Source organism: Thermus sp. LT1-2-5 (genome assembly GCF_040363165.1).
GTDB lineage: Bacteria > Deinococcota > Deinococci > Deinococcales > Thermaceae > Thermus.
On record NZ_BSRG01000002.1, the window covers coordinates 182,327 to 206,967 of the forward strand.

The 24,641-nt window shown below is 66.2% G+C and carries 28 protein-coding genes; 11 read left to right on the forward strand and 17 right to left on the reverse strand.

The features are described 5' to 3' along the window. Positions 1-9 precede the first annotated feature (9 nt). Genes sdhA through sdhC form a run of 3 tightly spaced genes read right to left on the reverse strand, consistent with a single transcriptional unit; the run spans position 10 to position 2,495 of the window. Positions 10-1,743 carry a succinate dehydrogenase flavoprotein subunit gene (gene sdhA / locus ABXG85_RS02930; RefSeq protein WP_353512243.1) on the reverse strand — a complete coding sequence of 578 codons (1,734 nt, stop codon included), beginning with the start codon at positions 1,741-1,743 and terminating at the stop codon, positions 10-12. Position 1,744: 1 nt separating this feature from the next. Beyond that, positions 1,745-2,140 carry a succinate dehydrogenase hydrophobic membrane anchor subunit gene (locus ABXG85_RS02935; RefSeq protein ID WP_353512244.1) on the reverse strand — a complete coding sequence of 132 codons (396 nt, stop codon included), beginning with the start codon at positions 2,138-2,140 and terminating at the stop codon, positions 1,745-1,747. Beyond that, entirely contained in the window at positions 2,130-2,495 is a 366-nt protein-coding gene (sdhC, locus tag ABXG85_RS02940; protein ID WP_353512245.1) for a succinate dehydrogenase, cytochrome b556 subunit, read from the reverse strand. The genes ABXG85_RS02935 and sdhC overlap by 11 nt, the downstream gene beginning before the upstream one ends. A 279-nt stretch (positions 2,496-2,774) precedes the next feature. On the opposite strand from sdhC, the gene speD reads away from it, so the two are divergent. The 4 genes from speD (at position 2,775) to ABXG85_RS02960 (ending at position 6,313) form a co-directional block, all read left to right on the forward strand. Then, a complete protein-coding gene (gene speD, locus ABXG85_RS02945; protein ID WP_353512246.1) occupies positions 2,775-3,209 on the forward strand; it encodes an adenosylmethionine decarboxylase in 435 nt (144 codons plus the stop codon). A gap of 87 nt (positions 3,210-3,296) precedes the next feature. Continuing rightward, entirely contained in the window at positions 3,297-4,442 is a 1,146-nt protein-coding gene (locus ABXG85_RS02950) for an NEW3 domain-containing protein (RefSeq protein ID WP_353512247.1), read from the forward strand. 1 nt (position 4,443) lies between these two features. Next, positions 4,444-5,367, forward strand: coding sequence for an ABC transporter ATP-binding protein (locus ABXG85_RS02955; RefSeq protein WP_353512248.1), 924 nt, complete (start codon positions 4,444-4,446; stop codon positions 5,365-5,367). Beyond that, positions 5,357-6,313, forward strand: coding sequence for an ABC transporter permease (locus ABXG85_RS02960; protein ID WP_353512249.1), 957 nt, complete (start codon positions 5,357-5,359; stop codon positions 6,311-6,313). Before ABXG85_RS02955 ends, ABXG85_RS02960 begins: the two co-directional genes overlap by 11 nt. Positions 6,314-6,340: 27 nt before the next feature. Here the strand turns inward: ABXG85_RS02960 and ABXG85_RS02965 are convergent, their stop codons facing one another. Next, entirely contained in the window at positions 6,341-6,721 is a 381-nt protein-coding gene (locus ABXG85_RS02965; protein ID WP_353512250.1) for a cupin domain-containing protein, read from the reverse strand. Further along, on the reverse strand, positions 6,709-7,335 hold the full coding sequence (locus ABXG85_RS02970) for a phosphoribosyltransferase (protein WP_353512251.1): 627 nt from the start codon (positions 7,333-7,335) through the stop codon (positions 6,709-6,711). Before ABXG85_RS02970 ends, ABXG85_RS02965 begins: the two co-directional genes overlap by 13 nt. An 89-nt stretch (positions 7,336-7,424) precedes the next feature. Here ABXG85_RS02970 and ABXG85_RS02975 point away from each other — a divergent pair, with 89 nt between their 5' ends. Next, complete coding sequence (locus ABXG85_RS02975) at positions 7,425-9,107, forward strand: long-chain-fatty-acid--CoA ligase (protein WP_353512252.1); 1,683 nt, start codon at positions 7,425-7,427, stop codon at positions 9,105-9,107. Here the strand turns inward: ABXG85_RS02975 and ABXG85_RS02980 are convergent. Genes ABXG85_RS02980 through ABXG85_RS03025 form a run of 10 tightly spaced genes read right to left on the reverse strand, consistent with a single transcriptional unit; the run spans position 9,104 to position 19,006 of the window. Beyond that, positions 9,104-10,228 carry a cysteine desulfurase family protein gene (locus tag ABXG85_RS02980; protein ID WP_353512253.1) on the reverse strand — a complete coding sequence of 375 codons (1,125 nt, stop codon included), beginning with the start codon at positions 10,226-10,228 and terminating at the stop codon, positions 9,104-9,106. The two genes, ABXG85_RS02975 and ABXG85_RS02980, sit on opposite strands and share 4 nt — an antisense overlap. Before the next feature lie 9 nt (positions 10,229-10,237). Next, the gene (locus tag ABXG85_RS02985) at positions 10,238-10,684 is read right to left on the reverse strand and encodes an RrF2 family transcriptional regulator (protein ID WP_014516078.1); all 447 of its coding nucleotides are present in this window, start codon (positions 10,682-10,684) and stop codon (positions 10,238-10,240) included. A 15-nt stretch (positions 10,685-10,699) separates the two neighbouring features. Continuing rightward, complete coding sequence (locus ABXG85_RS02990) at positions 10,700-11,506, reverse strand: metal ABC transporter permease (RefSeq protein ID WP_353512254.1); 807 nt, start codon at positions 11,504-11,506, stop codon at positions 10,700-10,702. Next, a complete protein-coding gene (locus ABXG85_RS02995) occupies positions 11,499-12,239 on the reverse strand; it encodes a metal ABC transporter ATP-binding protein (RefSeq protein WP_353512255.1) in 741 nt (246 codons plus the stop codon). The genes ABXG85_RS02990 and ABXG85_RS02995 overlap by 8 nt, the downstream gene beginning before the upstream one ends. 39 nt (positions 12,240-12,278) lie before the next feature. Continuing rightward, entirely contained in the window at positions 12,279-13,106 is an 828-nt protein-coding gene (locus ABXG85_RS03000; RefSeq protein ID WP_353512256.1) for an ABC transporter ATP-binding protein, read from the reverse strand. Positions 13,107-13,150: 44 nt separating this feature from the next. Next, complete coding sequence (locus tag ABXG85_RS03005) at positions 13,151-14,347, reverse strand: ABC transporter substrate-binding protein (RefSeq protein WP_353512257.1); 1,197 nt, start codon at positions 14,345-14,347, stop codon at positions 13,151-13,153. 12 nt (positions 14,348-14,359) lie between these two features. Continuing rightward, a complete protein-coding gene (locus ABXG85_RS03010; RefSeq protein WP_353512258.1) occupies positions 14,360-15,427 on the reverse strand; it encodes a branched-chain amino acid ABC transporter permease in 1,068 nt (355 codons plus the stop codon). Next, complete coding sequence (locus tag ABXG85_RS03015) at positions 15,424-16,317, reverse strand: branched-chain amino acid ABC transporter permease (RefSeq protein WP_353512259.1); 894 nt, start codon at positions 16,315-16,317, stop codon at positions 15,424-15,426. The genes ABXG85_RS03010 and ABXG85_RS03015 overlap by 4 nt, the downstream gene beginning before the upstream one ends. Continuing rightward, positions 16,314-18,248, reverse strand: a complete 1,935-nt coding sequence (locus ABXG85_RS03020; protein ID WP_353512260.1) for a long-chain fatty acid--CoA ligase — start codon at positions 18,246-18,248, stop codon at positions 16,314-16,316. Before ABXG85_RS03020 ends, ABXG85_RS03015 begins: the two co-directional genes overlap by 4 nt. Continuing rightward, positions 18,245-19,006: an ABC transporter ATP-binding protein gene (locus tag ABXG85_RS03025; protein WP_353512261.1), complete on the reverse strand. Its 762-nt coding sequence runs from the start codon at positions 19,004-19,006 to the stop codon at positions 18,245-18,247. Before ABXG85_RS03025 ends, ABXG85_RS03020 begins: the two co-directional genes overlap by 4 nt. 161 nt (positions 19,007-19,167) lie before the next feature. On the opposite strand from ABXG85_RS03025, the gene rpmH reads away from it, so the two are divergent. The 6 genes from rpmH to prmC are packed head-to-tail and all read left to right on the forward strand — an operon-like array spanning position 19,168 to position 22,603. After that, entirely contained in the window at positions 19,168-19,314 is a 147-nt protein-coding gene (rpmH, locus tag ABXG85_RS03030; protein WP_014516087.1) for a 50S ribosomal protein L34, read from the forward strand. Continuing rightward, positions 19,284-19,652: a ribonuclease P protein component gene (rnpA, locus tag ABXG85_RS03035; RefSeq protein WP_353512397.1), complete on the forward strand. Its 369-nt coding sequence runs from the start codon at positions 19,284-19,286 to the stop codon at positions 19,650-19,652. The genes rpmH and rnpA overlap by 31 nt, the downstream gene beginning before the upstream one ends. A 5-nt stretch (positions 19,653-19,657) precedes the next feature. Further along, positions 19,658-19,900: a membrane protein insertion efficiency factor YidD gene (gene yidD / locus ABXG85_RS03040; protein WP_353512262.1), complete on the forward strand. Its 243-nt coding sequence runs from the start codon at positions 19,658-19,660 to the stop codon at positions 19,898-19,900. Then, the gene (locus ABXG85_RS03045) at positions 19,897-21,189 is read left to right on the forward strand and encodes a YidC/Oxa1 family membrane protein insertase (protein ID WP_353512263.1); all 1,293 of its coding nucleotides are present in this window, start codon (positions 19,897-19,899) and stop codon (positions 21,187-21,189) included. Before yidD ends, ABXG85_RS03045 begins: the two co-directional genes overlap by 4 nt. 9 nt (positions 21,190-21,198) lie before the next feature. Then, positions 21,199-21,786, forward strand: a complete 588-nt coding sequence (locus ABXG85_RS03050; protein WP_353512264.1) for a Jag family protein — start codon at positions 21,199-21,201, stop codon at positions 21,784-21,786. Next, a complete protein-coding gene (gene prmC / locus ABXG85_RS03055) occupies positions 21,749-22,603 on the forward strand; it encodes a peptide chain release factor N(5)-glutamine methyltransferase (protein ID WP_353512265.1) in 855 nt (284 codons plus the stop codon). Before ABXG85_RS03050 ends, prmC begins: the two co-directional genes overlap by 38 nt. Here the strand turns inward: prmC and ABXG85_RS03060 are convergent. Both ABXG85_RS03060 and lptB read right to left on the reverse strand, forming a co-directional pair. Next, entirely contained in the window at positions 22,511-23,896 is a 1,386-nt protein-coding gene (locus ABXG85_RS03060; protein WP_353512266.1) for a DUF3084 domain-containing protein, read from the reverse strand. The two genes, prmC and ABXG85_RS03060, sit on opposite strands and share 93 nt — an antisense overlap. Then, entirely contained in the window at positions 23,897-24,625 is a 729-nt protein-coding gene (gene lptB, locus ABXG85_RS03065; RefSeq protein WP_353512267.1) for an LPS export ABC transporter ATP-binding protein, read from the reverse strand. Positions 24,626-24,641: the final 16 nt, after the last annotated feature.

Sequence of the window (24,641 nt, forward strand, 5' to 3'; positions counted from 1 at the left end):
GGGCGCCTCCTAGTAGGTGCGGGCCTTAGGCTCAAAGCGGCCCAGGACCACGGGCTTGTAGCGGAAGGCCACCTTGCCGTCTGCCACCTTGTAGGCCAGGGTGTGCTTGAGCCAGTTCTGGTCGTCCCGCTCGGGGTAGTCCTCCCGGGCGTGGGCTCCCCGGGACTCCGTGCGGTTCAGGGCGGAGTGGACCAAGGCCTCGGAGACCTCGAGGAGGTACCCGAGCTCCAAAGCCTCCACCAGCTCGGTGTTGTAAGCGTCCCCCTTGTCGTCGATGGCGATCCTCTTGTAGCGGTCCATGAGCTCCTTGAGGATCTCCACCTGCTTCTGCAAAAGCTCCCCGGTGCGGAACACAGAGGCGTGGTCCATCATGGACTGCTGCAACTCGGCCCTTAGCGCGGCCACCTTCTCCTTGCCCGTGGAGTTCTTGATCTGCTCAATGCGCTCCCGGCTTGGGCCCAGGTGCTCCTCGGTGAGCTCGTGGTAGTCGGCGTCCTTGGCGAAGCGGGCGGCGTGGATCCCGGCCCGGCGGCCGAAGACCACCAGGTCCCCCAAGGAGTTGGTGCCCAGGCGGTTCGCCCCGTGCAGGCTCACGCAGGCCGCCTCCCCGGCGGCGTAGAGCCCGGGAACCACGGTGTTCTTCTCGTCCTGGATCACCTGGCCCCACAAGGTGGTGGGGATCCCCCCCATGGCGTAGTGGGCCGTGGGCATCACCGGAACCGGCTCCTTCAAGGGGTCCACCCCCAGGTAGATGCGGCTGAACTCGGTGATGTCGGGGAGCTTTTTCTCGATGACCTCGGGGGGCAGGTGGGTGAGGTCCAACAGCACGTGGTCCTTCTTGGGTCCCACCCCGCGCCCTTCCCGCACCTCCAGGTACATGGCCCGGGAAACCATGTCCCTCGGGGCCAGGTCCTTGATGGTGGGGGCGTAGCGCTCCATGAAGCGCTCGCCCAGGGCATTGCGCAAAATCCCCCCCTCGCCCCGCGCCCCCTCGGTGAGGAGGATGCCCAAGGGGTAAAGCCCCGTGGGATGGAACTGGTAGAACTCCATGTCCTCCAGGGGCAGGCCCTTGCGGTAGAGGATGGCCTGCAGGTCCCCCGTGAGGGTGTAGGCGTTGGAGGTCACCTTGTAGATGCGGCCAAACCCCCCGGAGGCGATGACGATGGCCTTGGCCTGGAAGAGGTGGAGCTCCCCCGTGGCCAGCTCCAGGGCCACCAGGCCCTTGGCCACCCCGTCCTCGAGGATCACGTCGGTGACGTGGAACTCGTTGTAGAAGGTGATGTTGTGCTTAACGCACTGCTGGTAGAGGGTCTGGAGGATCATGTGCCCGGTGCGGTCGGCGGCGTGGGCCGCCCGGTGCACCGGGGCCTTGCCCCAGTCCTTGGTGTGCCCACCGAAGCGGCGCTGGGCGATCTTGCCGTTGGGGAGGCGATCAAAGGGAAGGCCCATGTGCTCTAGCTCGATCACCGCCTCGATGACCTCCTTGGCGAAGACCTCGGCGGCGTCTTGGTCGGTGAGGTAGTCTCCCCCCTTGACCGTATCGAACATGTGCCATTCCCAGTGGTCCTCCTCCACGTTGCCCAAGGCCGCCCCTATCCCCCCTTGGGCCGCCCCCGTGTGGCTCCGGGTGGGATAGAGCTTGCTGACCACCGCCACGTCGGCGCCTTCCCTGGCCGCATAAAGGGCGGTGGCGAGGCCCGCCCCGCCCGCCCCCACCACGATGACCTCGTGTCTGTGCGCCATACTAGTTCACCCCAAAATCGTGGTTGAACAGGCTCAGGCTCCCCAGGAAGAAGAGGAAAGCGAGGAGGCCGTACAGCACCACCTTGGTCCAAAAGCGCTTGGCCGGGTGGCGGATCCAGTCGTCCAACACGTAGCGAAGCCCGTTGCCCCCGTGCAGGAGGGCCAGGGCTAGGATAAGCCAGTCATAGACCTTCCAGGTGGTCTGGGAAAGTCTCTTGGCCACGTACTCGTAGTCGATGCTGTTGAGGTCGGTCATCACGGAGTTCATCCACATGTGGCCGATGAGCAAGAAGACCAAGACCACCCCGGAGATGCGCATGAAGACCCACCAGTAAAGCTCCAAGTTGGTGGTGGCCTCGAGCCGGGCCTCTTGGTAGCGCTTGGACTTAATCGCCATGGCCCCCTCCCAGGATGCCACCGCCAATCTTCACCAAGAAGGGCAGGTAGAAGAGGACGAAGAGCACCCACACGGCGTACCAAAGTTGCCGCTGGTAGCGCACCCCCCAGGCGGTGAAGTCCATGAGGATGATCCTAAGCCCGTTGAAGCCGTGGTAGAGCACCCCGGCGATGAGGAACAAAAGCCCCACCTGGAACACGGGCTGGTGATAGAACTTCATGAGGGTGTTGGACACCTCCGGCCCCCACATGGCGCTGGCGATGTTGGCCACGTGGAGCATGAGGAAGACCAGGATGCCCAGGCCCGAGATCCGGTGCAGGTAAAACGCCCACTGCCCTTCTCTTCCCCTGTACATGGCACCTCCTTGCCGGGGTTATCATACACCCTCCTCCTCGCCCGGTGCGTCGGGAAGGGAACACTCCCATTTCCATACCCCTATCCCGTATAGGAGGCGGGAAGGGAACGTATCTCCCCCCAGGCCCCCTGGGCCTCGAGGCCCCGGCGACATCCCCCCAGGGGAAAGCCGGGGTTTTTCCGCCCGGGAACGAGGTATTGACAGGGGGGGGAGGGGGGGGCATAATGGGGGGCGTGCCGCGGGGAATACCCCGGGGGGCACGGGAAGGAGGTGGTCAGGGTGGAACTCTTCGGATTCGGTCCGCATCTCATGGTGGACGGGTACGACGCCAACCCCGCAAAGCTCCAGGACGCCGAGCTGGTGCGCCGCGTTCTGGACGAGCTCCCCGAGGAGATGGAAATGACCAAGGTGCTTCCCCCCTTCGTCTACAGCTACGGGCCCAACGGGGAAGAAGGGGTGACGGGGGTGGTGATCATCGCCGAAAGCCACATCGCCATCCACACCTTCCCCAAGAAGCGCTTCCTTTCCATCGACATCTTCTCCTGCAAGGCCTTTGACATGGCCAAGGCCCTGAAAAAGCTGGCCGAGGTCTTTGAGATCGGCCGCTACGAAACCTACATGATCCACCGGGGCAAGGAGTTCCCCAAGGACCCCGAGCTGGCCCGCAAGATCGTCCTGGGCGAGCGGGAGTACTTGGAGGCCCGCCTTAGCTAGCGGACCCACCCCCTTCCCCGGGCGTGCCCGGGGCTTTTCATTTCTGACTCATGTTTCCTGCCTAGCCTTGGTAAAGGAGGCTTAGGTATGGTGCGCAAGTGGGTTCTCTTGGCGGTCTCCCTCTTGGGGTTGGCCCTGGCCCAAGGTTTCCGGGGCCTGTCCCTGGGCACTCCTTACCCCGAGATGGGGGTGCAGCCCGGGGAAAGCGTGAACCTGACCCTCACCCTGAAGAACCACGGCCTACCCCCAGGGGTGGTGCGGCTTTCCTTAGCTGAGGTGCCTCAGGGTTGGCAGGCAAGCCTCATCGGGGGCGGGCGGTTGGTGCGGGCCGTCTACTTGGCCCCCGATGGGGAGGCCACCCTCACCCTCCGCCTCCAGCCTCCCAGGGAGGTGAAGGCAGGCACCTACCGCTTCCTGGTCCGGGCCGAGGGTCTTGGCCAGACGGCGAGCCTGCCCATCGCCCTGGTAGTGGGCCAGGGCTTGCCGCAACGGCTTAGCCTCGAGGCCGAACTCCCCGTGCTCAAAGGTCCCCCCACCAGCACCTTCCGTTACCGGGTGACCCTCAAGAACGAGTCCGATCGGGACCTTCTGGTTTCCCTGGAGTACGAGGCCCCTAAGGGCTTCCAGGTCACCTTCACCCCCGCCTTCGCCAGCCAGCAGGTGACCAGCCTGCCCATCAAGGCGGGGGAAAGCAAGGACCTAGACGTGGAGGTCTCCTTGCCCAAGGACACCAAGGCGGACACCTACGGCCTCACCTTGCGAGCGGTGGCGGGGGAGGCCAAGGCGGAGCTGGCCCTCACCCTGGAAGTCACGGGGCGGCCCGAGGTGCGCTTCACCACCAAGGAAGGAAGACTTTCCGGCCAGGTGGTGGCGGGCCGGGAGAACCCGGTGAAGCTCCTGGTGAAAAACGAGGGGAGCGCCCCCGCCAAGAACCTGTCCTTCAGCGCCATGGAGCCCTCGGGCTGGGAGGTGAAGTTCGAACCGGATAAGCTGGAGTCCCTGGACCCTGGCCAGGAACAGGAGATCACCGCCCGTATCAAGCCCTCCCCCAAGGCGGTCACCGGGGACTACATGGTGACCCTTTCCCTCTCGGGGGACGAGGGGGTTTCCGAGAGCCTGGACTACCGGGCCACCGTGGTTCGCTCCAGCCTCTGGGGCCTTGTGGGGGTGGGGATCATGGCGGTGGCCCTCCTGGTCCTGGGCTTCGCCGTGAACCGCTTTGGCCGGAGGTAGCATGACGGTTATCCAAACCCGCGGCCTCACCAAGCGCTACGGCCGGGTGGTGGCCGTGGAGGACCTGAACCTGGAGGTGGCGGAGGGGGAGGTCTTCGGCCTCCTGGGCCCCAACGGCTCGGGCAAGACCACCACCATCCTCATGCTTCTGGGCCTCACCGAGCCCACCGCCGGGGAAGCCCGGGTCTTGGGCCTGGACCCCATGCGGGAGCCCCTAAAGGTGAAGGCCAAGGTGGGCTACCTCCCCGACCAGGTGGGCTTCTACGGGGAGCTCACCGCCTGGGAAAACCTCCGCTACACCACAAGGCTCCTGGGCCTCTCCGAGGCCGAGGCCAAGGCCCGCATCGAGGAGGTCTTGCAGCGCATGGGGCTTTGGGAGGTCAAGGACCGCCGGGTTTCCGCCTTCAGCCGGGGCATGCGCCAGCGCCTGGGCCTGGCGGAAGTCCTCCTCAAAAAGCCCAAGGTGGCCATCCTGGACGAGCCCACCCTGGGCCTGGACCCCGAGGCCGCCCGGGAATTCTTGGCCCTCATCAAGGGCCTGAAGCAAGAGGGCATCACCGTGCTCCTTTCCAGCCACCTGCTACATCAGGTGCAGGAGATCTGCGACCGGGTGGGGCTATTCCACAAGGGACGGCTCGCCCTCTTAGGCACCGTGGAGGAGCTAGCTCAACGGGTGCTGGGGGGCGGGTACGAGATCCTGGTGGAGGCGAGCCCGGGCCTTGCCGAGGCCTTCGCCGCCTTGGACGGGGTGGCCAAGGTGGAAACGGGGGAAGGGCGTTACCGGGTCCTCGCCACCCGCGACCTCAGGCCCGAGCTGGCCCGCATCGCCGTGGCGCAGGGTAGCCTCTACGGCCTAGCCCTTCGCAAGCCCAGCTTGGACGAGGTCTACGCCCACTACTTCCAGGAGGTGGCCCATGCGGCGTGAAGGCTCACCCTGGACCGGTCTTTGGGCGGTTTTCTTCAAGGAGATGGCCGACCACCTCTCGGGGCTCAGGATGCGGATCCTGGAAGCCCTGATCCTCCTTTCCGCCCTGGCCGCCCTGTACACGGGCACCCAAACCTTGCGGCAGACCGTGGGGGAGGACCCCTACCTCTACCTCAAGCTCCTCACCACCGCCCAGGACCCCTTGCCCTCCTTCGTGGGCTTCCTCTCCTTCTTTGTCCCCCTGGCGGCCATCGCCTTAGCCTTCGACGCCGTGAACGGGGAGTATGCCCGGGGCACGCTTTCCCGCATCCTCTCCCAGCCTATCTACCGGGACGCCCTCCTCTTCGGCAAGTTCCTGGCGGGGCTTGGCACCTTGGCGGTCCTCCTCCTCGCCCTTTTCCTCCTGGTGGTGGGCCTTGGGCTCTTCACCCTGGGCGTGCCCCCAGAGGCGGAGGAGATGGCCCGGGCCTTCTTCTTCCTCCTGGCCACCTTGGCCTACGCTGGGGTCTGGCTCGCCCTAGGCCTTCTCTTCTCGGTGCTTTTCCGCCAGCCCGCCACCGCCGCCTTGGCCGCCATCGGGGTCTGGCTCTTCTTCGCCGTCTTCTTTCCCATCCTCACCGACCTGGCGGCGAATGCCCTTCTCCTCCAGGCCGACCCCTTTGACCCGGAAAGCCAGCTGAGGCAGGCCAACCTGGCCCTTTGGATCTCCCGGCTTTCCCCCAACACCCTCTACGCCGAAACCCTCACCGCCGTCCTCAACCCGGCGGTACGCTCCTTGGGACCCATCCTCATCACCCAGCTGGAAGGGGCGGTGCTCGGAACCCCCCTACCTCTGGGGCAAAGCCTCCTCCTCATCTGGCCCCAGCTCACCGGGCTCATGGCCCTGGTCATCCTCCTCTTCACCCTGGCCTACGTGGCCTTCCAGCGGCAGGAGGTGCGGGCCTAAAACGGGCCGTGGCTTCCGCCACGGCCCTTATTCCTCCAGCCACTCCGTGGCGTAGGCGCTGGTCTTGGGGATAACGCAGAGGAACTCCACGGGCTCCTCCCCCTCGTTCACGTAGGCGTGCGGGGTGTCGGGGGGGATGTAGACCGCCTGGCCCGCAGCCACCTCCCGCACCTCGTTCCCCAACAAGACCTTCATGCGCCCGGAGAGCACGTACTGCTCATGCTCTATGGTGGGGTGCTTGTGCTTGGGGATCCGCCCTCCCGGGAGGAGGGTGAACTTGCGGGTGATGAAGTGGGGCGCCCCGTCCTCAGGACCGATGAGGACCTGGATAAAGGCCTTCTCCCCCCGTTCCACGGGGCGGGCCTCCACGCTGGCCGCCTGCTTGACCACGGGCTTCATGCCGCCCATTGTAGCAAAAGGCCCTCTACTTCCTCGTCCGTGACCTCGCTGAAGTCCAGATAGTAGGCTCCCACGGCGGCGAAGTCAGGGGGCGTGGAAAGGGCCACCACCTCCGCCCGCTCCTTAAGCTTCTCCACCGCTTCCGGGCTGGCCACGGGCACCGCCACCACCACGCGCCTGGGGTTTTCCGCCAAGACCACGGAAAGGGCCGCCTCCATGCTAGCGCCGGTGGCGATGCCGTCATCCACCAACACCACGTCCCTTCCGGCCAGGGGCACCTTGGGGCGCACCTTGCGGTAGCGCTCCGCCCGCTTGCGGATCACGTCCTTTTGCCGGGCCGCCTCCCGCTCCAAATAGCTTCGGTCAGCAAACTGCAACGCATAGGGGCGGAGGATGAGCTCACCCCGTTCTCCCACCGCCCCCAAGGCGAACTCGGGGTTGCCGGGGGCCCCCACCTTGCGTACCAAGACCACGTCCAGCTCGCCCCCCAGGCGCCGGGCCACCTCGTCCGCCACCACCACCCCACCCCGGGGTATTCCCAAAACCACGGGGCGCTCTAAGCCCAGGGGTTGTAAGGCTTCAGCCAAGAGGGCTCCGGCGTGCCGGCGGTCACGGAAGCGCATAGGAAACCTCCGCTATCCATGCTACACCAGCCCATGCTCTTGAACGCGGTATAAAGTGTCTGGTAGCCTGTAGGGCAAAGGAGGGTAGCATGTCTGAAGTCGGCACGAAGCCCTGGCTGGCCCATTACGACCCCGGTGTACCGGCGGAAATAACGGTCCCGCCCATTCCCCTCTGGCGCTTTTTGGAGGATAGCGCCAAGCGCTTTCCCCAGAACGTGGCCTTGGAGTTCTTGGGGAAGACCCTAACCTATGGGGAAACCTGGGAGCTTGCCCGCCGCTTCGCCCAGGGGCTTATGGACCTGGGGGTGAAGCCAGGGGAGCGGGTGGCCATCATGCTCCCCAATACCCCGCAGTTTGTCCTGGCCTTCTTCGGCACCCTCCTGGCGGGGGGCGTGGGGGTGAACGTGAACCCCTTATACACCCCGAGGGAGCTTCGGCATCAACTTAAGGACGCAGGGGCGGAAACCCTGGTTATCCTGGACCACCTCCTCCCCCGCTTCCTCGAGGTGGAGAAGGAAACCCCGGTGAAGCGGGTGGTGGTCACCGGGATTAAGGACTTCCTCCCCTTTCCCAAAAACCTCCTCTACCCCTTGAAGGCCAAAAGGGACAAGCTCCCCCTGGGCTTCCCCAAGCGGGAAGGGTTTCACGCCTTCCTAGACCTCCTCAAGCGCCCCCCCGCCACGCCCCACGTGGCCGACCCTGAGGACCTGGCCCTGTTGCAGTACACGGGCGGCACCACGGGGGTCTCCAAGGGGGCCATGCTCACCCACCGCAACCTGGTGGCCAACGTCCTGCAGATCGACGCCTGGGACCCCACCTCGAGGGAACTCTTGGGCAAGGGGGTGATGCTGGGGGCCCTGCCCTTCTTCCACGTTTACGGCATGACCGTGGCCATGAACTACGGGCTCTTTTCCGGCTACAAGATCGTCCTTTTGCCCCGCCCGGAGATCCACGCCGTGGTGGAGGCCATAGAAAAGCACCAGGTCACCCACTTCCCCGGGGTGCCCACCCTGTACGTGGCCTTCAACAACTTCCCCGGGATCGAGAAGCGCAACGTCAAGAGCATCCGCATCTGCCTCTCGGGGGCGGCGCCCTTGCCGGTGGAGGTGGCCAAGCGCTTTGAAGAGATCACCGGGGCCAGGCTCATCGAGGGCTACGGGCTCTCCGAGGCCAGCCCCGTGACCCACTCCAACCCGGTGGAGGGGGTGGTGAAGAAGGGCTCCATCGGCATGCCCCTTCCCAGCGTGGAGGCCAAGGTGGTGGACGAGGAGGGGCGGGAGGTGCCCCTGGGCGAGGTGGGCGAGCTTATCGTCAGGGGCCCCAACGTCATGAAAGGCTACTGGAACCGCCCCGAGGAAACCCAAAAGGCCCTCAAGGACGGCTGGCTCTTCACCGGCGACATGGCCCGCATGGACGAAGACGGCTACTTCTACATCGTGGACCGCAAAAAGGACATGATCATCGCCGGAGGCTACAACATCTACCCCCGCGAGGTGGAAGAGGTCCTCTACCAACATGAAGCCGTCCAGGAAGCCGCCGTGGTGGGCGTCCCCGACCCCTACCGCGGGGAAACCGTGGCCGCCTTCCTCGTCCTCAAGCCCGAGTACCGGGGCAGGGTCACGGAGAAGGACATCGAAGCCTTCTGCCGCAAACACCTCGCCGCCTACAAGGTGCCCCGCATCCTAGAGTTCCGCGAAAGCCTCCCCAAGTCCAGCGTGGGGAAGATCCTAAGGCGGGAGCTCAGGGAAGAGTTCGCCAAGAAGCGGGGCTAAGCCCGGGCCCGCGCCACCGCCTCCTTAAAGGCGGCCACCGCCTGGTCCACCTCCTCGAGGGTGGTGGCGCGGCCTAGGGAAAAGCGCAAGGAGGCCTTGGCCTCCTTGGAGGGGCGGCCCAGGGCCAGGAGGACGTGGGAGGGCTCCAGGCTCCCCGCAGAGCAGGCGGAGCCGGAAGACACCGCCACCCCCAGGAGGTCCATGGCGAGGAGAAGCGCCTCCCCGTCCGCCCCCTTCACCGTGACGTTGGTCAGGTGGGGCAGGCGGGCCGTGGGGTGGCCGTTCCGCTCCACCCCGGACACGGCCAGGAGGCCGGCCTCGAGGCGGTCCCGCAGGGCGGCAAGGCGGGGCGCCTCCTCAGGAAGAAGCCTTAGGGCCTTCTCCAAGGCCACCGCCATCCCGTGGGCCAGGACGGGGCTTGGCGTCCCCCCCCGCCTTCCCCCCTCCTGGCTTCCCGGCACCAAGGGAAAGAGGTCCACCCCCTGGCGCACCACCAGGGCCCCGATCCCCTTGGGCCCGTAGAACTTGTGGGCGCTTAGGGAAACCAGGTCCGCCCCCACCTCCTCCACCCGGAAGGGGACATGGCCCACCGCCTGCACGGCGTCCGTGTGGAAGAGGACCCCGTGGGCGTGGGCCAGTTCGGCCATCTCCCAGATGGGGTATAGGGTCCCCACCTCGTTGTTGGCCGCCATGACGCTCACCAGGATGGTGTCGGGCCGCAGGGCCTCCGCCACCTGCTCGGGGTAGACCAGGCCCGTGGGGTCCGGCTTGAGCCGGGTCACGGCGAAACCGAGCCGCTCCAAGAGGCGCAAAGCCCCGAGCACCGCCGAGTGCTCCACCTCGGTGCTCACCACGTGCCCCCGCCCCTTGGCCAAGGCCACCCCCAAAAGGGCCAAGGCGTCCGCCTCCGAGCCGCCGCTGGTGAAGACCACCTCCCGGGGCCGCACCCCCAAAAGGGCGGCTACCTTCTCCCTGGCCCCCTCCAAAACCCGCCGGGCCTCCTGGCCATAGCGGTGAATGCTAGAAGGGTTCCCGAACACCTCTTCCACCCCCCGCATGGCCTCCCGCACCTCGGGGTCCAAGGGGGTGGTGGCGGCGTGGTCCAGATAGATCCCGCGCACCCCCTAAGCCTACCCCGTGGGCTCCAGTTGGATGAGGCGCTTCGCCTCGATGAGCTTCCGTTCCTCAATGAGGTCCTTGAGGGTGGTCCCCCCCAGGACCTGGCGCATGGCCAGGTCCACCCGCTTCCAAAGAAGCTCCGTGGAGCACTGCCCCACTTTGGCGCAGCTTTCCGGGTCCTCAATGCAGGACACGGGGGCGAGGCTTCCCTCCAAGGCCTCCACCACCTCCAAGGCGGTGACCCGCTCCGGGGGGCGGGCCAAGCGGTACCCCCCTTTGGCCCCCCGCACGGAGCGGATGAAACCTGCCCGGCGCAACTGGGCGGCGATCTGCTCCAGGTAGTGCTGGCTGATGCCCTGGGCCTCCGCCACCTCCTTAAGGGGCACCGCCTCGGGGGCGCGGAGGCCGATCTCCACCAGGGCCCTCAGGCCGTACTGGGCCTTCGTGGAAACCCACATGCCCTCAGTATACCCCTATTTGCCGTGCGAAAATAGCCATTTTGTGAAGGCCAGGGCAAAGAACCCTGCCTGGGCCAGGACCACGCTGGCCCCGCTGGGCCAGTCCAGGAGGAAGGAGAGGAAAAGGCCCAGGAGGGTGGATAGGGCGGCGAAGAGGAGGGAAAGGAGGGTCATGCGGGCGAAGGTGGGAGCAAGAAGCCTTGCCGTGGCCCCGGGAATGACCAAAAAGGCCGCCACCAAAAGGACCCCCACCACCTTCACCGCCAGAACTAGGCTCACAGCGATGAAGCCGGCAAGGAGGTAGTCGTGAAAAACCACGGGCAGGCGGTCCGCCAGGGCGAGCTCCCGGTCCAAAGTGGCGTAGGCCAAGCTCCCCCAAAGGGGGAGGAGGAAAAGCCCCACGAGGCAAAGGAACCCCAAGGCCCAAAGGTCCTCCGGCCCCACCGCCAAGAGGGAGCCAAAGAGGTAGCCCATGGCGTCCCCCACATACCCCTTGGCCTTGGCCAGGAAAACCGCCCCTAAGGCCACGGAAAGGGCGAAGAAGACGCCGATGGCGGTGTCCTCGGAAAGCTCGGTGCGCTCCTTCACGAAGGTGATGGCCAGGGCTACCAAGAAGGTGAAGGGGAGGGCAAACCAAAGGGGCTCCCCCCGCAGGAAAAGCCCCAAGGCCACCCCGGCGAAGGCGGCGTGGGCCAGGCCGTCCCCCAGGAAGGAAAGCCGCCTTTGCACCACAAAGGGAGAAAGAAGCCCGGCCAAAAGGCTCACCAAAAGCCCAGCCAGGAGGGCCCGCTGGAAAAAGGGGTACGCCAAGGCCTCAAGCACCGCCACCTCCCAGATAGAGGCCGTGGGCGTGGCCCAGGTGGCCGAAGGCCTGGCGAAGGCACTCTTCGCTCAAGGCCCGCTCGGGTGGGCCAAAGCCCACCGCTTTTCGGTTGAGCACCAGAACGTGGCTGGCGTGGTGGGCCGCCTCCCAGTCATGGGTGACCATGAGGACCGTGGCCCCCGTTTCCGCCTGGTAGGCCTCGAGGTAGCGGTACAGGTCCACCTCCCCCGCCCGGTCCACCCCCGTGGCGGGCTCGTCCAGGAAGAGGAGCCGGGGCCGACGCACGAAGGCCCGGGCCAGGTAAACCCGCTGGAGCTGCCCCCCAGAAAGCCGGCCCAAGGGCCTTTCCGCCAAGCCCTCCGCCCCCACCCGCGCCAGGGCGCGGAGGGCCTCCGCCCGCACCCAAGGGCTTAGGCGGAAGGGCCAGCGCCGTAAAAGCCCCGTGGCCACCAGCTCCAGGGCCAAGGCGGGAAAGGTGCGGTCAAAGGCCTTGATCTGGGGCACGTAGCCGAACCAAAGGGGATCGGCCTCGGCCAGGGGGCGGCCCAGCACCCGCACGCTCCCCCGGAAGGGCACCAGGCCTAAAAGGGCCTTGAGGAGGGTGCTCTTCCCCGCCCCGTTGGGCCCCACGATGGCCACGAAGGCGCCTTCGGGCACCCGGAAGGAAACCCCCTCCAGGGCCCAGAACTCCCCCAGGCGCACGGCGAGGTCCTCCACCTCCAGGGCCCACACGCCCTTAACGATACTGAGTTTTCACTTTTTGGTCAAGGGCTACATGAAGCGCTTCCGCCGCTTATACGCCTTCACCTCCTTGAAGCTCTTCCGCCCGCCGCCCTTCACCCCCAGGTAGAACTCCTGGACATCGGGGTTCTGCAAAAGGTAGTCCCGGTCCCCCTCCAGGACGATCCGCCCCGTTTCCATGATGTAGCCGTAGTGGGCGATGGAAAGGGCCACCCGGGCGTTTTGCTCCACCACCAGGACCGTGACCCCCTCCTCGGCGTTCACCCGGGCCACGATATCGAAAATCTCCCGCACCAAAAGGGGGGCTAGGCCCAAGGAGGGCTCGTCCAAGAGGAGAAGTCTCGGCTTGGCCAAGAGGGCGCGCCCGATGGCGATCATCTGCTGCTCCCCCCCGGAGCAGTACCCTGCCAGACGGTGGCGGAGTTCGGCCAGGCGGGGAAAGTAGTGGTAGATGCGCTCCAGCTCCTCCCTAAGCCGGGCTTCCTTGCGGGTAAGGGTCCCTACCCTCAGGTTCTCCTCCACCGTGAGGTGCTTGAAGACCCGCCGCCCCTCCAGGACCTGGACGATGCCCCGCTTCACGATCTCCTCCGGGGGCAGGCCGTGGATGGGCCTTTGCCCGTAGAGGATCTCGCCTCGCACCACCTTCCCGTCCTCGGGGATGAGGAGGCCGGATATGGCCCTTAGCGTGGTGGTTTTCCCCGCCCCGTTGGGGCCTAAAAGGGCGGTGATCCGGCCCTCGGGCACCTTGAGGGAAACCCCTCTGAGCACCTGGATGATGTCGTGGTAGACCACCTCGATGTTGTTGACCAAAAGAAGGGTGGGGCCGAGGTCTTCTGGGCGCGTGGGGTTCAGGCTCATGGCGTGGGGGAAAGGCCCGGGGGGCGCCCCCCGGGCCACAGAGGCTACTTGCCGTAGTGGACCTTGCGGAAGAGGGCCGAGGTGAAGGGCTCGGTGATGGGGACGAAGCGGCCCCCCTTGGCCTCGAGGATCCGCAACCCCTCCGCCCCCGTGCGCTCGCTCTTGGTGAAGTCCACCTCAATCCCTTGCTTGGTGGACACGGCGAGCCCCGGCTTGAAGGCGGCCGGCCCGTTCATGCCCACGATAGCCTGGTACACGGTTTCGTTGGTGATGCGCTTGAAGCGTTCCTGGGCCCGCTTCATGGCCTCTATGGCGATGGCCGCCGCCAACATGCCCGCGGTGTAGTTGTGGTTCTCCACGTAGCCCGCCGGACGGCCGAAGCGGGCCACCAGGTCCTTTTGCAGGCGAATGCCGGGGGTATCCTCCTGGGCGGTGAAGTAAGGGCTCGCCCAGAGGAACCCCTCCGCCGCCTCCCCCGCCAGGCTCAAGAGGTCCACCCCACCGGTGTACACCGCCCCCAGGTGGCGCATCTTGCCGGAAAGGCCGAGCCGCCGCGTGTCCTTGAGGATGTTGGCCACGGGACCCGCCACGTTCTGGTGCACCACGAACTCCACCCCCGCCGCCTCAAAGCGCCGGAGGAGAGCGGTGTTGTCCAGGTTCCCCGCCCCCACCTCCTGCACGTCCACGATCTGGAGGCCCAGCTGGGCCGCCGCCTTGCGGGCATCCTCCACCGGGGCCCGGCCAAAGGGGGAGGGGTGGACCACCAGGGCCACCTTGGCCCCCCGCTTCTGCTTGGCGATGTACTCCAGGAGCGCCACCACCTGCTCGGAATAGGTGGAAACGGGGATGAAGTAATAGTCCCCGTTGGGGGGATCGATGAGGCCCACATGGTTGGAGGCGGGCAAGGTGGGGATCTTGAGCTCCTGGATCAGGGCCTTCATCTGCAGCATGCCCCCCGTGCTGTAGCCCAGGTAGACGGGAATTCTAAACCGGTCCACCGCCTCCTCAAAAAGGCGTTGCGTGGTGGCGTTATCGTAGCGGTCGTCCCGCACCACGCAGTTCAGCACCACCCCCGGGATGGAGCGGGCCATGTGCCGGCAGTAGTCCTCGATTCCCGCCCCGTACGGGGCCCCCGTTTCCGAGGTGGGGCCGGTGATGGCCCCCGACCAGAAAAGGGTTACCTGCTGCTGGCCCAAGGCCAGGCCTAACGCCGCCAAAACCGCCGCCAAACCCTTGCGCATACTTCCCTCCCTCTAGTACTTGAACGGCCACGTGCGGAAGTAGCTCCGCACGATGCGCCACCAGTTGTAAAGCCCCCGCGGCTCAAACATGAGGAAGAGCACGATGATGAGGCCGAAGGCCAAGGGCCTGAGGGCGCTGGCCACATCCACCCCGGCCACGCTGAAGCCCAAGGCCTTGATCAGGTTGGAGAGGGCCTCCATGTTCACGTCCAACAGGACCAGGAAAAGGGGGCCGAGGAAGCTTCCCACCAAGGTGCCAAGCCCTCCCACGATGGCCATGGCCAGGTACTTCACCGAGTGGGCGAAGACGTAGTCCTCGATGACCACCGCCCGGGAGAGGTAGGCGTAAAGCACCCCCGCCACCCCGGCGTAGAAGGCCCCCAGGGCGAAGGCGAAGAGCTTGGTGCGCCCCGGGTCCATGCCCATGGCGTCCGCCGCCCGGTCGTTGTCCCGCACGGCGATGAGGGCGCGGCCGTACTTGGTGCGGAGAAGGTTGCGGAAGAAGAGGGCGAGGAGGATAAGGGCCACCAGGGAAACGTAGTACCAGAAGTGGAAGTGGTTGCGAAACCCCGCCTCGTAGCCCAAGAAGCTGGCCCGGGGCAGGTCCATCGCCCCCCCTTGCTTGAGGAGGGGCAGGTGGCCCACGCTCCACTCAAAGATCATCTGGAAGGCCAAAGTGGCCAAGGCCAAATAGAGGTGCTTCACCCTGAGGCTGGGAATGCCCACCAGGAAGCCGAAAAAGGCGGCCACCAGCCCCCCTGTGGGGATCACCAGCCAGAAGGGAAGGCCCTGGGGCGCCAGGAGGGCGGCGGTGTAGGCCCCCACCCCCATGAAGGCCGCCTGGCCGATGTTGATGAGGCCAGCGTAGCCCGTGACGATGTTCAGGCCGAGCACGGCGATGCTATAGACGAGGATGAGGTCCAGGATGAAAACCTGGGTGCGGGAGAGGAACTGGGGCAACGCCCCAAGAAGCGCCAAGAAGGCCAAAAGGGAAAGGAGTTCCCGGTGGGTGGCGAAGATGCTGGTGTCCTGCCGGTAGCGGGTGCGGTAGTTGCCGGTCTGGGCCCAAGGGTTTCTCATACGCGCTCGATCTCCTCCGTGCCGAAAAGCCCGTGGGGCTTAAACCAAAGGACCAGGAGAAGCACCAGGAAGGGGAAGACGTCCCGGGTGCCCCCGCCGGGGATATAGGGGTCCAGAAAGCCCGCCGCCAGGTTCTCCAAGACGCCGATGAGGATGCCCGCCACCACCGCTCCCGGTATGGAGTCCAGCCCCCCCAAAATCACCACCGGGAAGACCCGGAGGCCGATGTGGACCAGGCTGTCCAGGTTGAGGCCGGAGAGGGTCCCCACCATCACCCCGCCCGCCGCCGCCGCCAAGCCGGCGGCCGCCCAGGCCAAGGCGAAGACCTTGGCCACGGAGACCCCCAGGCTCATGGCCGCCATCTGGTCGTCGGCCACGCTGCGCATGGCCACCCCCAAGGTGGAGCGCTGGAAAAACCAGGAAAAGAGCACCAAGAAAGCCCCGGTGAGGAAGAGGGCAAGGAGCTGGGCGTAGGAAACCCGCACCCCCAGGAGGCTCACCCCGCCCTCCGGGAGGAAGGGGGGATAGCCGTAGCTTCCCGCCCCGTAGGGGGTGAGGTGCAAAAGCCCATCCAGGAAAAAGGCCAGGCCGATGGTGGCCATGATGACGGAGATGATGGGCTGCCCCACCAGGCGCTTGAGGAAAAGCCGCTCCAACAAATACCCCATCAAGGCGGTGAAGGCCAAGGCCAAGGGGAACGCCAAGAGCACGGGAAGCTTCAGGTTCACCAGGAAGAAGTGGGCGGAAAACGCCCCGATGGCCAAAAGCTCCCCCTGGGCGAAGTTCACCACCCGGCTTGCCTTATAGATGAGGACGAAGCCCAGGGCCACCAAGGCGTAGATGAGCCCCAGGACTACCCCGGAAAGCACAAGCTCGAGGAGGAAGCTCACGCCAACACCTCCTCCCGCAGGTCCCAGACCGGGACCCGGGCCCGCACCCGCTGCGTGGTCCCGTCCTGGTAGCGGTACTCCGCCTCCACCTCCACCTCCTTGCCCTGGCCGTAAAGGGCCTCCACCAAGGGGGCGTACTTCTTGGCGATGAGCCCCCGGCGCACCTTGCCCGTGCGGGTGAGCTCCTCGTCATCGGCGTCCAGAAGCTTGTACAACAGGACGAAACGGCGGATCCTGAGCTCCTCGGGAAGCTCGGCGTTCACCCGCTCCACCTCCTTACGGATAAGGGCCGCCACCTCCGGCTTCAGGGAAAGGTCCAGGTAGGTGGTGTAGGCGAGCCCCCGGTCCTCCGCCCACTTGCCCACCGTCTGGGGATCGATGTTGATGAAGGCCGCCAGGAAGGGCTTGCGGTCGCCAAACACCACCGCCTCCTTGATGTAGGGGGAGAACTTGAGCTTGTTCTCCACGAACTGAGGGCTAAACACCCTGCCCCGCTCGGTGCGCATCACGTCGGAGAGCCGGTCGATGACCACCAGGTGGCCGTCTTCCGTAAGGTAGCCGGCATCGCCGGTGTGGAGCCACCCGTCCCGGAAGGTTTCCGCCGTGGCCTCGGGCCTTTCCCAGTAGCCGGCGCACACGGCGTCGGAGCGGAGGAGGATCTCCCCTTCCTCGCTGATCCTGACCTCCGTGCCGGGAATGGGCAGGCCCACGGTGTCGTGGCGCACGTCCCCATCCCGGTGCACGAAGGCGATGCCGATGATCTCCGTCTGCCCGTAAATCTGCTTCAGGTTCACCCCGATGGCGTGGTAGAAGCGGAACACGTCGGGCCCCAAGGCGGCCCCGCCGGTGTAGGCGCGGCGCAGGCGCAAGAAGCCCAGCTGGTCGCGGAGGGGCTTGAAAAGGACCTGGTCGGCCAAAACGTAGGCAAGGCGAAGGGCAAAGGGCATGGGCCTTCCCCGCATGCGGTACTCCGCCGCCCGGTAGCCCAGGCGCAGGAGCCTCTCATACACGAAGCGGTTGAAGGCGGGGCTTTCCGAGATGCGCACCCAGATGTTGCTCTGGATCCCCTCCCAAACCCTAGGAGGGCTGAACATCACGTGGGGACCGATCTCCTTGAGGTCGTTTAGGGCGGTTTCCACCGCCTCGGGGAAGTTCACGGCGAAGCCCCCGGTGAGGGCCATGGCCACCGACATCATCTGCTCCCCAATCCAGGCCAAGGGCAGGAAGGAGAGGTAATCGTCCGTGGGCTCGAGGGGGTCCACCTCCTGCAAGGCCACCCCCATGTGGATCAGGTTGCGGTGGCGGAGCATGGCCGCCTTGGGCCTCCCCGTGGTGCCGGAGGTGGAGGAGAGGTGGCAAACCTCCTCCGGGCTTGCGGCAAGGAGGAGCCTCTCCACCGCCTCGGGGTGGCGCTTGCGGTGCTCCCGGCCCCGCTCCAAAAGCTCCTCAAAGGAGATGAGCCAGGGATCCCGGTAGCCCCGCATGCCCTTGGGGTCCTCGTAGATGACGTGGCGCACCTGGGGGATCTCGTTCCGGATCTCGTAGAGCTTGTCCACCTGCTCCTGGTCCTCGGCCAGGACCAGACTCGCCCCGGTGTAGGCGAGCATGTAAGCGATCTCGGGGGGCAAGGAGCTTTGGTAGACCCCCACGCTAATCCCCCGCACCGCCTGGGTGCCCAGCTCAGCGTAAAGCCACTCGGGGATGTTGTCGGCGATGATGGCGAGGCGCTCCCCCGGTTCAAACCCCAAGGCCAGAAGCCCGTGGGCGAAGAGGAGGACCTTCTCGTAGTACTCAGCGTAGGTGATCTCGTTCCAGATGCCGTAGTCCTTCTCCCGCAAGGCCACCCGGTCCCCTTCCTCCAAGGCGCGAAGCCGTAGGAGCTGGGGCAGGGTGTAGCGCTTCATCTCGTAGGAGGGCCGGATCCCCTTCACGCCTCCACCCCCAGGTAGGCCTCCTGCACCCTCGGGTTTTGCGCCACGGCCTCCGGCGGGCCCTCGGCGATGACCTGGCCGAAGTCCAGGACGTAGACCCGGTCGGAGATGTCCATCACCACCCCGAGGTCGTGCTCGATGAGGATCACCGTGGTGCCCTGGGCGCGGATCTCCAGGATGAAGCGCACCATGTCCTCCTTCTCCTCCAGGGTCATCCCCGCCATGGGCTCGTCCAGGAGGAGGAGCTTGGGGGAAAGGGCCAAGGCCCGGGCCACCTCCACCCGCTTCCGCACCCCATAGGGCAGGTTGCCCACCAGGGCCTTGCGGTAGGGCTCCAGTTCCATGAAGTCGATGACCTCCTCCACCAAGCGGCGGTTCCTCACCTCCTCCGCCATGGCCCGGCCGTAAAAGAGCCCCGCCTGAAGGAGGCCGTAGCGGAGGTGGGTGTGCCGGGCCAGCATGAGGTTCTCCAAGACGGTGAGGCCGGAGAAAAGCTCGATGTTCTGAAAGGCCCGGGCGATGCCCTTCCGGGTGATCTCGTGGGGGCTTGCCCGGGTGATCTCCTCGCCCTCGAAGAGGATGCGCCCTCGCTGGGGGTGGTAGAAGCCGGAAATCACGTTCAGGAGGCTGGTCTTCCCCGCCCCGTTGGGGCCGATGATGGAAACGAGTTCCCCCTGGTCCACCCGCAAGGAGACGGCGGTCAGCGCGGCCACGCCGCCAAAGGTTAGGGTGACGTTCTCCACGAGTAGCTGGGCCACGGGCTCCTCCTTAACGACCGTTTGCCGGGAAGTATAAGGGGGGTGGCGGGGAAATGTCAACGTTATGCCGCCTGGGTGTAAAAAACCGTTAGACTGGGTACAGGGCTTTCTGTGCTACACTCTTTAGGGTATCGGGGCGCTCGCCCCAGGGAGGGAAATGAATGAAAAGGACCTGGCAGCCCAACCGGAGGAAGCGGGCCAAGACCCACGGCTTCCGGGCCCGCATGAAGACCCCAGGCGGCAGGAAGGTGCTGAAGCGCAGGCGGCAGAAGGGCCGCTGGCGCCTCACGCCCAAGGTGAACGCCTAAAGGCCCCGCCCCCCACCCCGGGGGGCAAACTCGTTGCCCTCAAGGGCGACCGGGCCTTCGCCCGCCTGCGCAAGGGCAAGACGGGGCGGGGTCGCTATGTGAGCGTGAAGTGGCTGCCGGCCCCCGAGCTCCGGGTGGGCATCGTGGTTTCCAAAAAGGTGGGCAAGGCGGTGGTACGCAATAAGGTGAAGCGGCGCCTGAGGGAGATCCTCCGCCGCCTCCACCTACCCAAGGCCCACCTCCTGGTGGTGGCGAGCCCCGAGGCGCGGGAGGCGAGCTACGCTGAGCTCTTCCAGGACCTGGTGCGCGCCCTGAGGAAAAGCGGGCTGATACAATAGGCGGCGTGCGCAGGCTCCTCGTACTCCTGGTCAAGGCGTACCGCCGGTACGTTTCCCCCCTAAAGCCTAAGACCTGCCGGTTTCACCCCACCTGTTCCGCCTACGCCCTCGAGGCCCTGGAGCGCCACGGGGCCTTTTGGGGGAGCTATTTGGCGGCGCGGCGGATTCTGAAGTGCCACCCCTTGCACCCCGGTGGCGTTGACCCCGTGCCTCAGGTTTTCCCACCCAGGAAGGAGGCGGGGCGATGAGGAAGCTCCTGGCCCTAGTGGCCCTTTTGGTGCCCGCCTTGGCCCTCGAGGCCACCTTCAAGGAAGCGGACGTGAACGGGGACGGCACCCCGGAAAAGGTGGCGGTGACCAACCTCATGGACCTGGCCTTTGACGCAAGGGGCCAGATCGTGGGCTGGTACGTGAAGACCTACAAGGGTACCAGCATCGGCGACTACACCCGGGCCCCCAACCTGGCGGAAGAGGGCCCCGTGGTGGCCCCGGAAGGCTTTACCCCGGAAAAGGCGGAGTTCCTGGTGGAGGATGGCCGCCTCCTGGCCCGCTTTCAGGGGCGGGAAGGCACCCTCACCTACCGCATAGAAAAGGGGCGCTACACCCTGCAGGTGGAGGCGGACTTCCCCCTCACCCTCAAGCTCAAAGCCCAGGGGCAGCCCAAGGTCCTACCAGCTGGCGCCCAAGAGCCCGCCCCCAGCGGGGAAGGCCTCCTGCGCTACCTGGCCTGGCAGACCAAGCCCAAGGCGGGTTACGCCCTGGTGGCCTTCGCCCAAGAACCCTTTTCCGGCAAGCTGGTGGGCAAGGAAGGGGAGGTGAGGCTCGAGGGGGATAGCCCCTTAAAGCTCTATGGCGGCCAGAACGAGCTGGTGCGCTTCCACGTGGAGGGACTCCTCTCCCTGCCCGGGCTCTTTAGCCCCAACATCTGGGGCCAGCTCTCCTTGGGCCTTCTTTGGCTCATGGAAACGGCCTTCCGCTACACGGGGAGCTGGGGCCTGGCCATCCTCTTCCTCACCCTGGTGGTGCGCCTCCTCCTTTGGCCCTTAATGCACCAGCAATTCAAGAGCATGGCGGAGATCCAACGCCTCCAGCCCCTCATCCAGAAGATCAACGAGAAGTACAAGGACGACCCCAACAAGCGGGCGGAGGCCACCATGAAGCTCTACCAGGAGCACAAGGTGAACCCCGCCGCCGGCTGCCTACCCCTTTTCATCCAGATGCCCATCCTCTTCATCCTCTGGAAGGTGATCGCCAACTACGAGTTCGGCCAGGGGCTTTTGTGGATCCCCGACCTGGCCCTGCCCGACCCCTTCTATGTCCTTCCCGCCCTCTACGTGGCCACCACCTTCCTCTCCACTTGGCTTTCCGCCCACGGCAACAAGGACCTCATCCGCCAAAGCCTCTTCATGAACCTGATCTTCATCTTCCTGGTCCTACAGTTCCCCTCGGGCGTAACCCTCTACTGGGTGCTCTCCAACCTTATCGGGGTGGTGCAGCAGTGGCTCATCAACCGGAGCCTGAAGCCGGTGGCGGCGTAAACTTGAGGCATGGACGAGAAGAAAAAGAGCATTGACGACCTCCTCTCCGACCTCGGGGTCTTGGAAGAGGCCCCGGTGGAGGTGGAGCTCAAGGAAGCGGGCAAGGAAGCCCGCCCCCAAGGGCCCAAGGAGGTGCTGGAGGCCTTCTTGGTGGGCCTCCTTCTCCGCCTGGACCCCGCGCACTACGTGGAAATCCGCCAGGAAGGAAACCTGCTCAAGGCGGAGGTCAAAGGCGGGGACCTGGGCCGCTTCATCGGCAAGGAGGGGCGCACCCTGAAGGCGGTGGAATACCTGGCGGGGGTGGTCCTGGCCAAGCACTTCGGTGGGGAATACCGGGTGGTCCTGGACGCCGCCGGCTACCGCAAGCGCCAGGAGGACAAGATCCGGCGCATCGCCGAGGACGCCGCCTTGACCGTGGCCATGACCGGGGAGCCCCTGCACCTTCCCCCCATGCGCCCCTCGGAACGGCGCATCGTCCACATGCTCCTCAAGAACCACCCCCAGGTGACCACGGAAAGCCAGGGGGAGGGCGAGGCGCGCCACGTGGTGGTCTACCCCCGTGATAAGGCTCCTCCGAGCGCTTCAGGCGCGGCTTAAGGAAGCGGGCCTCCCCGAAGGGGAAGCCTGGGATCTCCTAGCCTTAGCAACGGGGCTTTCCCGGAAGGACCTCCTCCTCAGGCTGGCGGAGCCCCCGCCCGAGGGGGCGGAGGAAAGGGCTTGGGCCCTTTTGCAAAAGCGGCTTTCCCGCTACCCTTTGCAGTACCTCCTGGGGGAGGTGGAGTTTTTCGGCCTGCCCCTAAAGGTGGCCGAGGGGGTCCTTATCCCCCGGCCCGAAACGGAGGGCCTGGTGGCCCTGGCCCTGGCCCTTCCCCTCCCCCCAAGGCCCCGGATCTTGGACGTGGGCACGGGCACCGGGGCCATTGCCCTGGCCCTGAAGCGTCACCTCCCCGAGGCGGAGGTCTTCGCCACGGAGGTGGACGAGAAGGCCTTGCGCCTAGCGGAAGAAAACGCCAGGCGGCTCGGCCTCGCCGTGCGTTTCCTCAAGGCCCCCCTCACCGGGGGGCTTAAGGGGCTAGACCTGGTGGTGGCCAACCCTCCCTACCTCCCCGAGGCCTACCGGGAGGCGGCCCCTCCGGAGCTCGCCTACGAAAACCCTTTGGCCCTTTACGCCGGGGAGGAGGGGCTCGCCGTGGCCTGGCCCTTAGCCTTGGAGGCGGAAAGGGCCCTAAGGCCAGGGGGCTTTCTCCTTCTGGAACTGGCCCCGGAAAACGTCCACCGCCTGGGGGAAGCCCTTCGGGAAAGGGGCTTTGAAGCGGAGGTGCTACGGGACCTGGCGGGTCGGGATCGGTACCTCCGGGCCCGGCGGCCCCCCAAGGAGCCGGTAGGCGAGGAAGGGCCGCTCCGTGGTCCATAGCTCCTTTTCCGCCACCACCCCCACCCGCACTACCCCCCGTTGCCCTTTTAGGAGGGAAAGGCCCCGGGCGAGCTCCTCCGGGGAGGGGAAGGTGGCGTATTCTGGGGGAAACCCTGCTTCCAGCAGGCGCTTCCTCGCCTCCTCCCCCAGGCGCTCCAGGACCTCCTGGTTGCGGGCTGGCGTGGCCAGGCGGAAGGTGGCGCTACTGAGGACCTCCCCCTCGGCGAAGGCCCGCCTTTCCGGGTAAAAGCGCACCCGCACCAAAAGCCTCCCCTCTTGGTACCCGGCCCCCTCGAGGACCGCAAGCCCCGGGCCCCTGGCCTCCCCCAGAAGCTCCGCCCCCCGGAAGCCCTGGAGGAGGGCCCGCCTTTCCGCCACCCTCTCCAGCACCGCCCGGCCCTCCTCCGCCCCCAGGCGCACCTCCCCCAGGTAAAGCCCTTGACTAAGCCGCACCAGGCTCTGGGTCAGCTGCCCCTTTTCCCCTTGCAGGGCCTCGGCTTGGGCCAAAAGGCTTCGGAGGCGCTCCTCCGCCTGGCGGAGCTCCCCGCGGGTGCGCTCCAGGTTCGCCCTGAGGCCCTCCGCCTCTTGAGCGAGGTGGCCCCGCTCCTGCCGCGCCTCCTCCAGTCGGGCCAGGGCCTTGGCGAGCTCCCCTTGAAGGCGGCGCCTTTCCGCCTCTAGCCCCCGCGCCGCCTCTTGCAGGGCCTTTAGACGGGCCTCGAGGCCCTGGAGCTCCCGGCTCCTTTCCCCAAGCTCCTTGGTCTTTAGGGTGAGGAGGGCCGCCAGCTCCTCCCGCTCCGCCTTAAGCCTCTCTGTTTCCTGGAGAAGGTCCTTTCGCTCCTGGGTGAGGGCCTGAACCTGTCGGGCCAGGGCTTGCGCTTCGGCCTCGAGGCGGCCCCGCAAGGCCTCCGCCGCCGCCAGGGCCTCGGAAAGCTCCCGCCTTTCCTGCCGCAAGGCGTTGAGCTCCGCCAAGGCCTGCGCCGCCTCCGCCTCCATGGCCGCCTTAGCCTGGAGGAGAACACCCCGCTCCACCTTAAGCTGGTCCCGCTCCTTTCGGATGGCCTCCGCTTGCAGGATCACCTCCCGGGCCTCGCGGAAGACCAGAAGGAAGCCCAGGTAGCTCAAGAGGGCGATCCCCACCCCGGTGAAGACGGCGATGAGGGTGGCGGTCTGACGGGGACGAAGGCGGAAAAGGCGGAAATGGCGCTTTCCCGCCCACTTGGCCACCCGGTCCCCCAGGTAGGCCACCAGGGCGGAAAGGATCACGAGGAGGAAAAGAAGCGCCCAGAAGGTCATCTAAAGCTCGTAATCCTCGCCCAGGTAGTGCCGCCTTACCCCCTGGTCCTGGGCGAAGGTGTCGGGGTCCCCGTGGAAGAGCACCTGGCCGTCGTACATCAGGTAGACCCGGTCGGTGATGGCCAGGGTCTCCCGCACCGCATGGTCGGTGATGAAGACCCCCACCCCCCGCCGCTCCCGGAGCTCGGCGATGACCTTTTGGATCTCGCGCACGTTCTTGGGGTCCACCCCGGTAAAGGGCTCGTCCAGGAGAATGAAGTCGGGGTCGGTGCAAAGGGCCCGGGCGATCTCCAACCTGCGCCTTTCCCCCCCGGAAAGGGCATAGGCCATGCGGTCTTTGAGGTGGTAAATGGCCAGCTCCTCCAGGAGGGCCTTGGCCTTTTCCAGGCGCTCTTTTTTGGAAAGAGGTTGAAACTCCAGGATGGCGAGGAGGTTTTCCAACACGGTCATGCGCCGGAAAGCGCTGGGCTCTTGGGGCAGGTAGCCGAGGCCAAGCCGAGCCCTTCGGTACATGGGCAGGCGGCTCACCTCCTGCCCCTTTAGGTAGATGCGTCCTGCGGTGGGCTTGATGAACCCCACCACCATGTAGAAGGTGGTGGTCTTCCCCGCCCCGTTGGGCCCGAAGAGGGCCACAATCTCCCCCCGCCTGAGGTGGAGGTCCACCCCCCGCACCACCTCCTTGGGGCCGTAGCGCTTGCGCAAACCCTGGGCCAGAAGCTCCCCGTCCATTACCCCCAAGCCTAAG